17 protein-coding genes are annotated in these 15919 nt (G+C 37.5%); 6 read left to right on the forward strand and 11 right to left on the reverse strand.

Features of this window, described 5'->3' with window-relative positions:
- The first annotated feature begins 31 nt into the window (after nt 1-31).
- On the forward strand, nt 32-877 hold the full coding sequence (panC, locus tag AC27G3_RS01935; RefSeq protein ID WP_487118263.1) for a pantoate--beta-alanine ligase: 846 nt from the start codon (nt 32-34) through the stop codon (nt 875-877).
- Here the strand turns inward: panC and panP are convergent.
- The 4 genes from panP to AC27G3_RS01955 all read right to left on the reverse strand — a co-directional run bounded on the left by panP (nt 872) and on the right by AC27G3_RS01955 (nt 5057).
- The gene (gene panP, locus AC27G3_RS01940) at nt 872-2497 is read right to left on the reverse strand and encodes a pyridoxal-dependent aspartate 1-decarboxylase PanP (protein ID WP_487118265.1); all 1626 of its coding nucleotides are present in this window, start codon (nt 2495-2497) and stop codon (nt 872-874) included. The genes panC and panP overlap by 6 nt on opposite strands.
- Nucleotides 2498-2603: 106 nt before the next feature.
- Nucleotides 2604-3326 carry a tRNA (guanine(46)-N(7))-methyltransferase TrmB gene (trmB, locus tag AC27G3_RS01945; RefSeq protein ID WP_487118267.1) on the reverse strand — a complete coding sequence of 241 codons (723 nt, stop codon included), beginning with the start codon at nt 3324-3326 and terminating at the stop codon, nt 2604-2606.
- Nucleotides 3326-4099 (reverse strand): ABC transporter permease, encoded by a 774-nt coding sequence (locus tag AC27G3_RS01950; RefSeq protein WP_487118268.1) that lies wholly within the window; start codon nt 4097-4099, stop codon nt 3326-3328. The genes trmB and AC27G3_RS01950 overlap by 1 nt, the downstream gene beginning before the upstream one ends.
- A gap of 1 nt (nt 4100) precedes the next feature.
- Nucleotides 4101-5057, reverse strand: coding sequence for an ABC transporter ATP-binding protein (locus AC27G3_RS01955; RefSeq protein WP_487118270.1), 957 nt, complete (start codon nt 5055-5057; stop codon nt 4101-4103).
- Between the two features lie 299 nt (nt 5058-5356).
- Here AC27G3_RS01955 and AC27G3_RS01960 point away from each other — a divergent pair, with 299 nt between their 5' ends.
- Complete coding sequence (locus AC27G3_RS01960) at nt 5357-7651, forward strand: S9 family peptidase (RefSeq protein ID WP_487118271.1); 2295 nt, start codon at nt 5357-5359, stop codon at nt 7649-7651.
- A gap of 179 nt (nt 7652-7830) precedes the next feature.
- Here the strand turns inward: AC27G3_RS01960 and AC27G3_RS01965 are convergent, their stop codons facing one another.
- The 5 genes from AC27G3_RS01965 to arfB all read right to left on the reverse strand — a co-directional run bounded on the left by AC27G3_RS01965 (nt 7831) and on the right by arfB (nt 11971).
- A complete protein-coding gene (locus tag AC27G3_RS01965; RefSeq protein WP_487118273.1) occupies nt 7831-9096 on the reverse strand; it encodes an ammonium transporter in 1266 nt (421 codons plus the stop codon).
- 9 nt (nt 9097-9105) lie between these two features.
- On the reverse strand, nt 9106-9444 hold the full coding sequence (glnK, locus tag AC27G3_RS01970) for a P-II family nitrogen regulator (RefSeq protein WP_487118274.1): 339 nt from the start codon (nt 9442-9444) through the stop codon (nt 9106-9108).
- A 229-nt stretch (nt 9445-9673) separates the two neighbouring features.
- On the reverse strand, nt 9674-10531 hold the full coding sequence (locus tag AC27G3_RS01975) for an HDOD domain-containing protein (protein ID WP_487118678.1): 858 nt from the start codon (nt 10529-10531) through the stop codon (nt 9674-9676).
- Nucleotides 10532-10607: 76 nt separating this feature from the next.
- Nucleotides 10608-11435, reverse strand: a complete 828-nt coding sequence (locus tag AC27G3_RS01980) for a DUF2797 domain-containing protein (RefSeq protein ID WP_487118276.1) — start codon at nt 11433-11435, stop codon at nt 10608-10610.
- 125 nt (nt 11436-11560) lie between these two features.
- Complete coding sequence (gene arfB, locus AC27G3_RS01985) at nt 11561-11971, reverse strand: alternative ribosome rescue aminoacyl-tRNA hydrolase ArfB (protein WP_487118278.1); 411 nt, start codon at nt 11969-11971, stop codon at nt 11561-11563.
- Between the two features lie 159 nt (nt 11972-12130).
- Here arfB and AC27G3_RS01990 point away from each other — a divergent pair, with 159 nt between their 5' ends.
- Together AC27G3_RS01990 and AC27G3_RS01995 are read left to right on the forward strand one after the other, a co-directional pair.
- Nucleotides 12131-12397 (forward strand): GIY-YIG nuclease family protein, encoded by a 267-nt coding sequence (locus AC27G3_RS01990; RefSeq protein ID WP_487118280.1) that lies wholly within the window; start codon nt 12131-12133, stop codon nt 12395-12397.
- 148 nt (nt 12398-12545) lie between these two features.
- Complete coding sequence (locus AC27G3_RS01995; protein ID WP_487118282.1) at nt 12546-13253, forward strand: DUF3581 family protein; 708 nt, start codon at nt 12546-12548, stop codon at nt 13251-13253.
- 48 nt (nt 13254-13301) lie between these two features.
- Here AC27G3_RS01995 and AC27G3_RS02000 read toward each other — a convergent pair whose 3' ends face one another.
- Both AC27G3_RS02000 and AC27G3_RS02005 read right to left on the reverse strand, forming a co-directional pair.
- Complete coding sequence (locus AC27G3_RS02000; protein WP_487118284.1) at nt 13302-13544, reverse strand: PGPGW domain-containing protein; 243 nt, start codon at nt 13542-13544, stop codon at nt 13302-13304.
- 152 nt (nt 13545-13696) lie between these two features.
- A complete protein-coding gene (locus tag AC27G3_RS02005) occupies nt 13697-14254 on the reverse strand; it encodes a hypothetical protein (RefSeq protein ID WP_487118285.1) in 558 nt (185 codons plus the stop codon).
- A 50-nt stretch (nt 14255-14304) separates the two neighbouring features.
- On the opposite strand from AC27G3_RS02005, the gene AC27G3_RS02010 reads away from it, so the two are divergent.
- Nucleotides 14305-15192 carry a DNA ligase gene (locus AC27G3_RS02010; protein WP_487118287.1) on the forward strand — a complete coding sequence of 296 codons (888 nt, stop codon included), beginning with the start codon at nt 14305-14307 and terminating at the stop codon, nt 15190-15192.
- An 18-nt stretch (nt 15193-15210) separates the two neighbouring features.
- The gene (locus AC27G3_RS02015; protein ID WP_487118289.1) at nt 15211-15825 is read left to right on the forward strand and encodes a LysE family translocator; all 615 of its coding nucleotides are present in this window, start codon (nt 15211-15213) and stop codon (nt 15823-15825) included.
- Nucleotides 15826-15919: the final 94 nt, after the last annotated feature.

Raw genomic sequence — 15919 nt, forward strand, 5'->3', positions numbered from 1 at the left:
CTAATACAATAATAAAATAGCCTTTAAAAACATGAAAATAGTTAATGATATTCAATCACTTCGCCAACAAGTAAAAGAGTGGCGTTTACAAGATTTAAAAATTGCTTTTGTCCCAACCATGGGCAATCTACATGATGGACACTTAGCTTTAGTTAAAGCCGCTCATCAACATGCAGATAAAGTTATTGTGAGCATCTTTATTAATCCGATGCAATTTGGCTTAAGTGAAGACATTGATAATTACCCAAAAACGCTTGATCAGGATAAATCACGATTAGTTGATGTAGATACCGATTTATTATTTATCCCAACCTCTGAGATTATTTATCCAAAAGGTTATATCGATAATACGTTTGTTGAAGTTCCTAATATTTCAGACTTATATTGCGGAAAAAGCCGACCAGGTCACTTTAGAGGAGTAGCAACTGTTGTCTGCAAACTCTTTAATTTAGTGCAGCCAGATGTTGCTTGCTTTGGTTCTAAAGATTATCAACAATTACAAATTATTCAGACCATGGTCGACGATTTGTCTATGCCTGTTGAGATTATTCCTGTGGAAATTATTCGTGAAGCCTCTGGTTTAGCGATGAGTTCTCGTAATGGTTATTTAACCGCAGAGCAAAAAGCTGATGCACCTATTCTCTATCAAACACTGCAATGGTTAAGCGAGCAAGTAAAAAGCAATAAAGATTATGCGCTACTTTGCCAGCAAGCGAGTGACAAAATTAATCAAGCAGGCTTAACCACCGATTATATCGATTTTTGCCATGCTTATACCTTAGCGCCGGCAACAACTGACGATAAAAATTTAGTCATTCTTGCTTCTGCTTTTTGTGGCAAAGCTCGATTAATCGATAATATTCAAGTGAACTTATAACGCTAACAATTTTGGTAGTATTGTTTGGCTCTCTTGTGCAATCATTTTTTGCTCTTCGAGAATATCTTTTAAAATGTCGTGTGTTGTTAGTGGATTGGCTAATACCACACGAAATACCAAGACTTTATCTCCTTGATATTTAGCCACTTCAATTTTAGTACGCGATACAAAAGACTGGCCATTTTCTCGCTGTCTTTTTTGAATAAATTTCGTTAATTCATCTAATAAGCGGTTAATAGTGTTCTGGCTTGAAGGTACTGCTTTAATTAATACTTGCTGCGTTAACTGAGGCACATAACGATAGGTTAATAAACAAAGCTCTGGTCGAGTGACTAACTCAAACTTGTCATCGTTATCGATCAGCTCAGCAAAGAATTTCGCCTTTTCAATACTTTGGTTAATTAATAATTCATATCCCGGTCGACTAATAATATGCAAACTTGAATAAACAAGCATTGCCATTCCTGAACGAGAACCTTCTAGTGTATGACTTCCCAAGTCTTTAGAGCCTTTTCTTAAGATATACTCTGCATGGTGTTCAATGGAAGCAACTAATGCTGGGTTTTTAAAGACAACCAGCCCAGCGCCCATTGGCACGTACATTTGCTTGTGTGCATCTATAGTCACTGAATCGGCTCGTTCAATGCCTTTCAATAAAGGGCGATACTTATTTGATAATAAAGTCGCTCCTCCCCACGCGGCATCAACATGAAAATGACACCCTACTTCTTGAGCTATATCTGCCATAGCATCTAATGGATCAATGTTTCCTGTTTCCGTTGTACCTGCTATGCCAATAATACTTAGTACTTTAATGTTCTTGGCGGTTAATTGTTGGCATTTCTCACGTAACTTTTCACAATCAATACGGTTAAACTCATCGGTTTCGATTGCGATTACATTTTCCTGACCAACCCCTAAGATATCAGCTGACTTTTTAAGGGAGTAATGTCCTCTCGAGGACACTAAGATAGCTAAACCGTCATAACCATAATGTTGATACGCTTTAAATAACCCTTCTTTGGCAACGCCTTTAAAGTCGCCATCAGGTTTTAATAAATGATTTCTAGCCACCCAAAGTGCTGTAATGTTTGCTACTGTTCCGCCTGAACAAAATGCACCAAGTGAATGATTAGCGCTGTGCATCCACTGTTGATAAAAGTAAGTATCGTCTTGATAAACCAGCTGGTGCATCATGCCAAGTACTTGACGCTCAAGGGGCGTAAAAGCTTTGGATGTTTCTATTTTTACTAAGTTTTGGTTAAGCCCTGTCATCAACTTAGCTAGTGGCAGAATAAAAGATGGCAGTGCAGAGGTCATATGACCAATAAAGCTAGGGCTAGCTGTATGAACTGATTGAGCGACCAATTTATCGAGTAAATGATGGATATGTTCAGAAACAAAGGTCGGCTCTTCTGGAATAAGCGCACCAGTAAAGTCTTTCTCTATTTCGGATAAGGGCTTTTCTTTTACGGCAATATGAGTATTTAAAAAGCCCGCCAAATTTTGAGAGATCTCACTTTCAATACGCCCTAATGTAGAGTCTGGGGCTTCAGCAACGGTAAAAATACGATGTAGAGCTTTCGAGGTTGCTTGGGCGGTACGTTTAGTTGACGTCATATCTAATCAATTCTTAAGTGTCACTCATTATTGTCATTAAATTTTAATGAAAAGAAGCAAGAATGTCCAAAGCATTAGCTTTATTATCCTTTGCCTTATTTAGCTATTAAGATGAGTAACATGGCGTTTGTACAACTAGCTGCCAGCACTTTTGCTCACTCGCATGATACTTTGCTTCAAAAGGAGTCAAAGGCTCTTTATCCTTAACAAGGGAGATCTCACCGACAAATCCAGCAATATCTGCCGACAATTGAAACTCTTCTAAATATAATCGCCAATTGCTTCTTAGAATGAGTTGTTCGCCAATAGTAATTAATGTAGGAAATACAGCGCTACCATGCCATCGACGCTTAATATGTTTCGATTTTGGCCAAGGATTGGGGTACAAAATGTAATGCTTCGATACCGGCCAGTTAGCCGTCTTAACTAACCGATAAAAATCATTAAGATCAGCTCTGACAAGGTGATAATTATTAGCAGAGTATCCAGATGATGCATCAAAGCCTTCCACATTACGCTCAATACGATTTGCCGATTTATCAACACCAATAATAAGCGCATCAGGATTACGCTGGGCCAATAAACGCGTACTTTGACCAACACCACAGCATGAATCGAGGATCACTTTTGCGCCAGGATTTTGAGCTAAGAAGTCAACAACGTGTTTGTTAACTTCATCGAAAGCTTGTTGTGTATGCACTTGAAAAGGCTTTTGAAAAGGGTGATTAAGGTGTTTTTCAACAATATCAGCCAATTTTTCATGGATGCCTTTTTGATTCGTCACAATAACCTTTGAATCACCTTTTACTTTATTTGGCTCTACTTTCATTAGCTACGAAGTCCTACACCCTTTGAAATAAGCGTCATTGCAATAGTAAATAACACAATAATAAATGCCGCTAAAACAGAGAAAGCAGCAGTTAAACTGACATCACTAATGCCTAAAAAGCCATAGCGAAAAGCATTTACCATGTAAACTATCGGATTGGCTTGTGATACACCTTGCCAAAACTCAGGCAACAAACTTATTGAATAGAACACACCACCTAAATAAGTTAATGGCGTTAAGATAAAAGTGGGGATAATAGAAATATCATCAAAGCTATTAGCAAAAATAGCATTAATTAAACCGCCTAAAGAAAACACAGCAGAAGTTAAACAAACGGTAACTATAATTATCCAAACGTTATGAATCTGTAGGTCAACAAATAGCAAGGAGATTAAGGTAACGATTAAACCGACCAACATGCCTCTAGTCATCCCTCCTCCAACATAACCTGCAACAATTACCCAGTTAGGCACTGGAGCAACGAGCATTTCTTCGACATTGCGCTGCCATTTGGCACTAAAAAACGAAGAGGCAACATTTGAGTATGAGTTTGTGATAACACTCATCATAATTAAGCCTGGAACAATAAACGACATATAATCGAAGCCGCCCATTTCACCAATGCGAGAACCAATTAACGAGCCAAAAATAACAAAGTACAGACTAATCGTTATTGCTGGTGGAACTAAGGTTTGCACCCAAATACGCATAAAGCGATGTATTTCTTTATGTAAGATACTTTTTAATGCGATACGATTAACAGCAGACTGCATATTAAGCACCTCCAATTGTATTGTGGGTAGAATCTTTTACGCTAGCATCACCTTTGTTGACTAAGCGAACAAACAACTCTTCTAAACGATTACTCTTATTACGCATACTGTTAACTTGAATGCCTTGTTCGGTTAATTGGCTAAAGACTTCATTAAGGTGTTGGCAAATTTTTATATCAACCTCTAAGGTATGATCATCAAGTTCTCTAATTTCAAAGCCGTCGAGCGTTACTTTATCATTGCCTTTTTTTACATCTAAAATGACAGTTTCAATATCTAACGTAGCAAGTAATGACTTCATACTGGTATTTTCGACAATAACGCCATCATCAATAATGGCAATATTACGACACAGCATTTCTGCTTCTTCTAAGTAATGAGTCGTTAAAATAATGGTGATGCCTTGTTGGTTTAACTCTCGCAAAAAATCCCACATTGAACGACGCAACTCAATATCTACACCGGCAGTGGGTTCATCTAAAATTAGTACTTTAGGCTCGTGCATTAAAGCTCTGGCAATCATTAAGCGGCGTTTCATGCCACCTGACAGCATTCTGGCACTATCATTTCGTTTATCCCACAACTCTAATTGTTTAAGGTATTTTTCTGCACGTGTTAAAGCGAGTTTACGGTTGACGCCATAATAACCTGCCTGATTAATAAGAATAGTCTGCAAGGATTCAAATTGATTGAAATTAAACTCTTGTGGCACTAAACCTAAAAAAGTTTTTGCTTGTTCAAGTTGCGTATCTATATCGCACCCGAAAACACTCACCTGTCCTTTGGTTTTATTTACCAAAGAGGTAATGACGCCAATGGTAGTTGACTTCCCTGCGCCATTAGGGCCAAGCAAAGCAAAAAAGTCGCCTTGCTCTACGGTTAAGTTAATACCTTTTAAGGCCTGAAAACCGCCTTTGTAAATTTTTTCTAAATTGGAAATTTCTAATGCGTATTGCATAACTAAACCTCTAGCAAGTGAGCTATATAAATAAGGGGCATTAAGCGATTTTTCAATGTTTGAGTAAATTATTTTTTATCATCGTGGCACTCAAAAGTATCCCTTTTAAACAAAAGCGCACTAAAACTTCGTAAATGGTTATCTCTCGGTTTAGTTGTTTAATGATTTTATACAATTTATAGTTGCGTACTTACTCTCGAGTTTGAAGCACCTTATTCTACGGTTATTGTTAACCTGACTATGCCCAACAATGCTCAACAAAGCTCAACAAAGCTTACTATTAAACGATTGGATTTTATATGAATATAAAACGACTTAAAAACTGCTTACTTACCACTGTGCTTTTAACAACGGTCGTCGCATGTCAAAGCACTGACAAGGTAAATAACGCAGATTCGCCATCGCTAACCTTAAAACAAATTTATCAAGAAAATGAATTTAGTTCTGATCATATTGGTCAAATTCGCTGGTTAGCCGATGGCAGTGGCTACACCTCGATTGAAAACTCTGCAGCCACTCATACTGACGAAACAGGTAAATCAGTCAGTATTGGAAAAGATATTGTTGTTTACGACCCTGAAACATTACACAGAGAAGTGTTAATTAGTGCTGCGCAACTCACCCCCACTAACGCTGATAAACCACTAACGATAGATAATTATATTTGGTCAGCAGATCGGAAAAAACTGTTAATTTACACGAATAGCCAAAAAGTATGGCGTTCAAATAGCCGTGGAGATTATTGGTTATTAGATATTAATAGCAATTCATTAACACAGTTAGGCGGTACACAAGTGGCAGCTAGCAGCTTAATGTTTGCAAAATTTTCGCCTGATGCCACCAAAGTAGCTTATGTAGTTAATAACAATATTTATGTTGAAAGTTTAGCCAACAATAAAATCATTCAACTTACCTCTGATGCTGGTAATGGCATAATAAATGGTTTATTCGACTGGGTTTACGAGGAAGAATTTATTATCAAAGATGGTTTTCGTTGGAGCCCTGATGGTAAAAAAATTGCTTATTGGCAACTAGACACCAGCGGTAGTAAAGACTTTATAATGATCAATAATACTGATGCGCTTTATCCAACACTCACCAAATTTCCCTACCCGAAAGTAGGCGAAACCAATGCTTTAGCAAAAATAGGCATAGTTCATTTAAATAATCAAAAAACGGTCTGGACTAAAATCCCTAACAACTCTCGTCAAATGTATATTCCTCGCATGAATTGGTCTGGCAATTCGGAGCAAGTCCTTATTCAACACGTTAACCGTAAACAAGATACCAATATGCTTTATTTAAGTAATGCGAATAACGGCAACGTCAGCAAAATTATGACCGAGCAAGAAGCGACTTTTCTTGATTTTTTTGATGATGCAAAATGGTTAGATAACGGTAAAAGCTTTATTTGGACAAGTGAACGTAGCGGATGGCGTCACCTTTATCGCATTTCTCGAGATGGCAAGTCGGTGATTAATTTAACCGATGGCCAATTTGATATAACGGCAATGAAAGCCATTGATGAGGAAAATGGTTGGTTATATTTCATCGCTTCGCCTAAAAATGTAGCACAACGTTATTTATATCGCAGTAAGTTAGACGGTAGTTTACTCAATCAACGAGTTACCAGTGAAGAATTTAGCGGCTTTAACAGCTATCAAATGTCTGATAACGGGCAATGGGCAATTCATACTTTTTCAAGTACGGAGCAGCCAACACAAAAACGCTTAGTTAAAGTGGAAGGCCATCAAGTAAAACACCTGCTAATGGACAATGCTGAGCTCACGAGTAAGTTAGCTACAATCAACAAAGCAACAACCGAGTTTTTTCAAGTCAGCGCACAAGATGGTGTTGTACTAGATGGTTATATTATGCGCCCTGCTAACTTCGATTCTACTAAAAAATATCCAATTATTTTTTACGTTTACGGTGAAGCTTGGGGGCAAACAGTTCAAGATAAATGGCGAGGTAATGCATACCTGTGGGATCAAATGCTAACGCAACAAGGATATATTGTTGCCTCTATTGACAATAGAGGTACTCGCGCACCTAAAGGTAAAGCTTGGCGTAAATCAATTTACGGCGCAGTAGGCGTATTGTCATCAAGAGATCAATCTGATGCGTTAAAAGCAATGAGTGAACGCTGGCGTTATATTGATACTGATAATGTTGCAATTTGGGGACATTCTGGTGGAGGTTCAATGACGCTTAACATGCTATTTAGATACCCAGAACAATACAAAGTGGGGATTTCGTTAGCGCCCGTTCCTGATCAACGTTTATACGATAGTATTTATCAAGAACGTTATTCTGGTTTGTTAGCAGATTTTGAAGAAGGCTATAAACAAGGCTCACCAATAACTCACGCTAAAAACTTAAAAGGTAAACTTTTACTTATACACGGCACAGGTGATGACAATGTGCATTATCAAGGCTCTGAACGTTTAATTAACGAGTTAGTCAAACATAACTTACAGTTTGACTTTATGTCTTATCCCAATCGCAGTCATAGCTTAAGAGAAGGTGCAGGTACTACCTTGCATCTTAAAACGATGATGACTAATTATTTCAATGCGCATTTAGCACATTAACCTAACGAATAATTAGCATATGTGTATCACGTACATAATCAGTTAAGGGCTAAAAGATAGAGTTTAAAACAACTATATGCCCATAAAAAAATCCGTAATTAGTTGCCTAATTACGGATTTTTATTGTCATTCACTCGGTCAATTGTCGCTAATACTGAGTGATTTAAAGTATGTTCAGGTTAGCCGCGAGTAAACTCTGGGTATGCATCCATACCACAATCTGAGATATCCGCACCTTCATACTCTTCTTCATCGCTAACACGTATACCAACGAGTTTCTTAAGTACAAACCATACCAGTGTACTCGTAGCAAATACCCAAACAAAGATAGTTGCCGCGCCAATTAACTGACCACTAAAGCTTGAGCCTGTATTGGTAACAGGAACCAGCATTAAGCCTAAGAAACCAACCACACCATGAACCGAAATAGCCCCCACTGGATCATCAATCTTAAGTTTATCTAAACCAATGATTGATAACACAACAACTAGTCCGCCTAGTGCGCCAAAAAGTGTTGCTAGTAAAGGTGTTGGCGTAGAAGGTTCAGCTGTAATAATAACAAGACCTGCTAACGCACCATTTAAGGCCATGGTTAAATCCGCTTTTTTAAATAACACTTTCGCTAAAACAAGCGCTGCAACAGCACCACCAGCGGCAGCGGCATTAGTATTTAAAAAGACCATAGCAACTGAATTTGCACTAGCAATATCGCCTAGTTTTAATACTGAACCGCCATTAAAACCAAACCAACCCATCCATAAAATAAACGTACCTAAAGTCGCTAATGGTAAGTTTGCGCCTGGAATCGCATTTACTTTGCCATCGCTTGTATATTTCCCCTTACGAGCACCTAATAAAAGGACACCAGATAATGCCGCAGCAGCACCAGCCATATGAACAATACCAGAGCCAGCAAAATCAGAGAATCCTAAATCACTTAAAGTGTATAAGCCAAATACGGCTTGACCACCCCAAGTCCAAGCGCCTTCCATAGGATAAATAACAGCAGTCATCACTACAGCAAACGCTAAAAATGCCCATAGTTTCATACGTTCAGCAACTGCTCCTGAGACAATCGACATAGCCGTTGCTACAAAGACCACTTGGAAGAAGAAGTCAGACGCCGCAGAGTATATAGCACCGCCAGTAAAACCACCGTCACGCGCTGAAAAATCTTTCAATACGCTCGCAGGATCAACCACTTCAATACCTGATAAGAAAATCCCACCGCCGTACATGATGTTATAACCAATAGCTAAATACATAATGCAAGAAATCGCATATAACGCCACGTTTTTCGTTAAAATTTCTGCGGTATTTTTAGCTCGAACAAGACCAGCTTCTAACATTGAGAAGCCAGCTGCCATCCACATGACAAGCGCGCCACAAATCAAAAAGTAGAAGGTGTCCATCGCATATTGTAAATGAAAAATATTTTGTTCCATGATCAACTCCTATAATGCTTCAACGTTTTGCTCACCCGTACGAATACGGATAGCTTGCTCAAGGTTATAAACAAAAATCTTACCGTCACCAATTTTTCCGGTGTAGGCAGATTTAGCGATCACTTCAACTAAACGTTCAACTACATCATCATTTACAGCGATTTCTAATTTAACTTTTGGTAAAAAGTCAACTTGATATTCAGCACCACGATAAAGTTCTGTATGCCCTTTTTGACGACCAAAGCCCTTAACTTCACTCACGGTCAAGCCTTCAACACCAATTTCTGAGATGGCTTCACGCACATCATCTAATTTAAATGGTTTTATTATTGCGTTTACTATTTTCATTATTATCCCCTTTGTCATTTATCTTAATAAGTACAAGTGCTGTGCCAATATTTTTATTTATTAAAAAACAAAGACTTATCAATTAAACAAAGAAAATAACAATAATGTCGCACCAATACTGTGCAGTCTATATGGTCGCTGTTCAAATTAAGGGCATAAAAAAACCAACAATAAATGTTGGTTTTTTAATAAAGCGGTTTACCGTTATAGCTATTTCAACGCAACGATTTTAATAAACCATTGCTGCACTCGGTTTTAAAACTGACAAAATACCCAAACGCTCCATATCGCAATAATTTATTGCTTTTTGCATGAGCTTTTCATCCACTTTTAATGTCTTGAGCTGCTCTGAGTTGAGGAAAGTAGAATAAGGCTCATTGTTAAACAAACTATTTTTTATCATGATTCGTTTGGCCACATATAATAACTGGGTTTCTTCGTTGGTCAGTGCAAAATTTTCTTCGTCTTGATTTCTAATAGGACCAATTAAACTATAAGGCAGTTGCCAAACTTTTAAGAGTTCAGCACTACACTCACCAAAGGTAAAACCCAATACCTGTTGTTGCTTTTGCCAAGGCAATTCATCAATACTCTTACTTTGACATTCGCTAATACGTTCAGAAGTTAATTGCTTAACGATTAGTTCCCCTAAATTATGTAAAAGACCTAAAATAAAGAGTCGTTCAGCATTAGGAAAGTTCAAATAAGAGCCGATATACTTCACTAATAAAGCGCAATCAACACTTTGCTCCCAAAACTCTTCTAAGAAATCCAAGTCTTCTTGAGATTTTGCCGTTAAAGACTTAAACGCTTCAGTGGTAAAATAGGAAATTACCAGGTTATACACTTCAGTAATGCCCAGCACTAACACTGCTTTTGAAATTGTATCAATTTTACCTGGGTAATTAAAAAGCGAACTATTGGCTAACTTTAAAATAGTCCCAGCTAATGCAGGATCAATAATAATGACTTCGGCAATATCGTCGATCGTAGATGCTTCATCATCAATTAACTCTTTTATCCTTATAAAAGAGTCTGATAAAACGAAAACTTCACTGGCCTGCTCAGCGTAATCCAGGGCATTAATAACAAGTAATCCTCTTCTAGGAGTCTATATAAATTATAGACTTAATAATTAAATTTTTTGTTTTTTGTCGGTATTTTTATTCAAATTCAGCGCTTATATGATAAGAACTGAATTTTCGCATATTTATAACGCCGCTATCCAAAATTAAATATTGTCCTTTTATGCCCAATAAGGTGCCACTTACTGTTGGCGTTTTATCGAAATTAAAAGAACTAATCTTGGTTAAAAATTCCGTGACAGGGAAATCTAAATCAACAATATTTTCATCTAGCTCTTCAACTGCATCTGCGCCAAATTTTAAGCGAATATCTGCTAATTTATCATTAATTAATGGCTTTAACTCTGCCGCTTTGCTAATTAAATCCATCGGCTCAGCGTTGCCTTTTAACATAGCGCGCCAATTGGTTTTATCTGCGATAAATTCTGCTAAGGCAATTTCAACCAAACCAGATTGTAAGCGTGTGCTCACCTTAAAAATGGGCAATGCTTGCGTTGCACCTTGATCAATCCATCGTGTGGGAATTTGTCTGGTTATACCTACCTTTAATCCAGAGGTATTAGCTAAATAGACGTAATGTGGGATCATACAGTTTTTTGTACCCCACTCAGGCTCTCGACAAGTACCTAAATGATGATGGCAGGTTTCTGGCTTCATAATGCACATATCACACTGGGCCAGTTTCTGCATACAAGGAAAACAAAAGCCTTGAGAATAGCTTTTTTTCGTTTTACGTCCACAATGTTTGCAAGCAATATTGCCATGAAAATGTAACGAAAGCGTTTTTCCTAGTAACGGATTGAGCTCAATACGCTGCTCACCGATAGGCAGTTGGTATTGTATTTGTCCATTTGCTGATAATTGCGCAGTTAATTTTTGTAATGGTCCGATATCGCTTTGATACATACTTGGCTCTGAATATTTATTTTCCCCATCATAGGGAAAAAGCCTCCTCAACACCATGACAACCTAACGTTTTATCCAATTTGTATACAAAAAATCAGAAGGTACGGTCAAAATTCAAACAAAACCTACCTAACTTTACCTCGTAAAGCTTTGACACTCGCTCTTTGTTTTTTATTATCCACGCGTTTTCTTTGTGAACTTCTTGTTGGTTTAGTAGCTCGTCTGGCTCTTTGCACGACCATGGCTGATACAATTATCTCTTTTAACCGTTTAAGGGCATCCTCTTTATTTTGATCTTGTGTTCTAAAAGATTGCGCTTTAATAACAATAATGCCGTCAGCAGAAATACGGCTATCGCTGACTTTCAACAACCTTTCTTTATAAGCGACAGGTAATGTGGATTTATTTATATCAAACCTTAAGTGAATAGCCGTCGCCACTTTATTTACACGTTGGCCACCACTACCTTGTGAGCGAATAGCACTTAGTTCGATTTCCCATGCTTTAAGGGTGACAGCGTTAGATATTTCAAGCATTAGAATACTTAACGCTTAAATAAGATCCAAAAGTCGTATTTAGCCGAGAAATTACAGGAATATATTCGCGAGTGAGGATTAAAAGTATTGTCATATATTTTGTTTTTTTATTCTGGCCTTTGTTACTATTAACTTCTTTTTTCTAGCAGAGTTAACTAAATGTCATCGACATGGTATGTCTATTTTCTTCGTTGTAGTGATAATAGCTTATACGCAGGTATCACAACAGACTTATCAAGACGATTAAATGAGCATAACCATTCTAATAAACTCGGCGCAAAATATACACGTGTTCGCCGACCTGTTCGATTAGTTTACTCAGAAGAGTTTTGCTCAAGAAGTGAAGCTACCCGTAAAGAATGCCAATTAAAAAAACTCAGTAAAGCTCAAAAAGAGCGTTTAGTGATTAATACGCAAACAAGTTAAAAAACCTAACAATGGTACAAATGTACGCTGAAGCTTGCATTTCCTCTGGTCTGCTTAGTAGTAACAAAGTACAATTTTCTTCGATTTTTACTGATACTACTGCTAGAATGCGCGCGGTTTCAGCTAATGTATGTAAGTAGTAATAAACATGAATATTGAAAATTTTTGTCGTATTTCAAATGATAAAGTGAGTTTTTCTCGTCAACAAGCCAGTAACTTTGCCAAACAAGTGGCCGATGATTTTAATCCACTCCACGATATAGATGCTAAACGTTTTTGCGTTCCTGGTGATTTATTATTTGCTGTGGCTTTATCAAAGTCTGGTTTACATCAGAAAATGACTTTCACCTTCTCTGGTATGGTCTCAGATGAAACTGAGTTAGATTTTCCCACGACTATTAACGATAACTGCACCATTAAAGATGATAAAGATAAAGAGTATTTGGATGTTAGTGTTGCAGGAGAACAAACGAATAGCAAAGCACTAATTAACTCACTTATCGAGGCATATGTTGGTTTTTCAGGACACACTTTCCCACATTTATTAGGCCAACTAATGGCTGAGAAAAATGTGATGATTAACCCTGCACGCCCAATGATCATGTATGAAAGCATGTCACTTGAGTTAGACTGCTTAAATGTTAGTGACATTACTTTAGCGTTATCTAAAACAGAATTAACCTTGAATGGTAAACGTGGTAATGCCTGTTTAACATTTGATTTGTTAGCCTCTGGTAAAGTTATTGGTCATGGGAAAAAACACATGTTGCTGAGCGGTTTAAGAGAGCACTGCTCACAGGCTATGAGTGAACTTTCTGAGCGCTACAATAGTTTTAAGGCAAACTACGTCGCTTAATCGCCCGCTATAATGGAAGGTCTAAAAAGGCCTTCCTCCTAATAACAGTTACTTAACAAAGCGTCTTTTCATACAAGCCATCATTTCATCCGCCTTAACAGCACTTTTTCTCAACCACCGTTGTACTTTTCTTAACCATACTTTAGCCCACGAATATTCTAGACTTAATAAGGCGAGACCTAACGGTAAAAATATAACAGCCGGTCCGGGTAATACGATAAAAACCACGCCGATTAAAAGGCAGAAGCTTCCTGCAATTGTAATTAGTATTTTTTTAATAACTTTTTCCATGAATAACCTTTGATTAATACAACTAAGTAAATTGAATAAACTCCATAGAGCAATAATCAAACCTAAAATTAAATACATTAATAAACAATAACTTAAAAAACACTTAGTTAGTTAAGCCATCACAAGTTAGTCAAAAATGCTAATAGTTAGGTCTATTGACTTTCTTGGTAATTTTGATCAAATTTTACCTGTTGGGCCAATCTATCTTCAGCACATAGCGCAAAAACAGACAACTTTTTAGGTCGTTTGCACTGAGTGGGTTGTTGATAAAACGCTAACCACGCAGATTTTTTTTTGCCTTGATATACGGCTTTTACAGAATAAACAGCACCACCTGAAAACACAGGCGTTTTCTCAATTACTTTCACTTGATAAGAGGCCGCTTTTATTTTTTTGTTATTCTTTTTTTTTCGCTTAACTTTTGATGCTTTGGGCGATTTTTCACATTGCCACCATTTTTTTCTTGCCCGACTCTCTTGCTCTTTTAAGGTAATACTGCGCTTAAATGAATGCCCTTGTCGTTGTTTTGCTTGTATATTATGTAATTTAGTTAAATGTTTTTTACATGCAGCTTTACTCCACGCGTCAGCAGGTAAAAATAATAATGAAAGTGTAGACAGAATAAGCCATAGCATGAAAGTACGCATATCAATCCTTGATAAGTAGAAAGCTCCATACTTTTCAGTATAGCAAAATATTGAAAATTGCATTTTTTGCCTATAATCAAATTATCAATAAACATTGAACAAGGACGTTCACATTGGAAATTTTCAAGAAGCCTCATCGTTTTACCCCCTATTTATTGGTTATTTTCTCACTAATTTCTTTTGAGACATTAACGAAGAACAAGCCCCTGTTACAGTTGGCAAAAACTTACTCTATAAATAGCGCTGAAAACAATCTTGATATTCAAGAATATTGGGTAAGTGAAAAGCTTGACGGTATAAGAGGGAGGTGGACAGGTAGCAAGTTAATTACCCGGCAAGGTCACCGAATTAACGCCCCAGTAACTTTTACTAAACATTGGCCGAATGTGGTCCTTGATGGAGAAATTTGGCTAGGGCGCAATAAGTTTGAACAAGTGTCAGGCATTGCTCGGCGCAAAATCCCTACAATAGAGGATTGGCAAAGCATACGCTTTATGGTGTTCGATTTACCAGAGCACCAAGGTAATTTTAGTGAACGAGTTACTGCAATGCAGTCAATAATAGCTAAAGTTAATTCTCCTTATTTACAAATGGTTGAACAAACCAGAGTAGCAAACTTGTCGGTATTAGCAGCACGTTTAGATAAAGTGGTTAATGCTAAAGGTGAAGGATTAATGTTGCATCACCAAGCTGCATTTTATCAATTTGGTCGGAGTAATAAGTTATTAAAGCTAAAAAGGCACTATGACAGCGAAGCTACCGTGCTTGCCCACCTCGCAGGTAAAGGCAAATATAAAGGTAAAATGGGTGCGTTATTAGTTCAAACCAAAGAAGGTGTTCGTTTTAAAATAGGTACAGGCTTTAATGATCAACAACGCATGACTCCTCCCCCTATAGGGTGTATTATCACGTTTAAATATTTTGGCAAAAGCCAAAAAGGTGTACCTAAATTTGCCAGTTTTATGCGAATTAGACACATAAATTCACTGAAAGCTCAATAAAAATTAAAGGATAAAATCTTGGAGTTACACTTATGGTTATCCTTGGTCGTCATCTGCATTTTAGGCGCTTTATCACCAGGGCCTAGTTTAGCCTTGGTTATTAAAAACACCTTAACGGGTGGTCAAAAGCAAGGCTATGCAACGGCGCTTAGCCATGGTATTGGTGTCGCACTTTATGCGGCAATTACTGCAACAGGGATCGGCATCATTATTGCGCAATCCCCTATTATCTATACCTTGATACAATATGCAGGCGCGCTATTTTTGCTGTACTTGGGAGTAAAATCTCTTTTAGCTAAAAAAAGCACTATATCGGAGTCTGGCGAACATCATAGCGATTATGCCAAAGTAAATGGCTGGCGAGATGGTTTCTTGGTGGCTTTTTTAAACCCTAAATTAGCAATATTCTTTATTGCCTTGTTCAGCCAATTTGTCGACGAAAATGCAAGCTGGCAACAAAACCTAATCATGACGGCAACAGTAGGTGTTATTGATGCCGCTTGGTACTGTTTAGTAACTTTTGGTATTTCTCGCGGTTCTGTTATCGATAAATTACGCGCTAATAGTCATATTGTAGATAAAGTTGCTGGTAGTTTTCTCATTTTACTAGCTGCCCGCGTTGTCATAAACTAAAAATATTACACTTTAATAAATTTCAATTTTGATGAAAAAACGGCATTAAAAAGGGTTCATTAACGAACCCTTTTTAACTCACCTGCGCTCGGCT

The organism is Colwellia sp. SU-HH01217 (genome assembly GCF_057543495.1).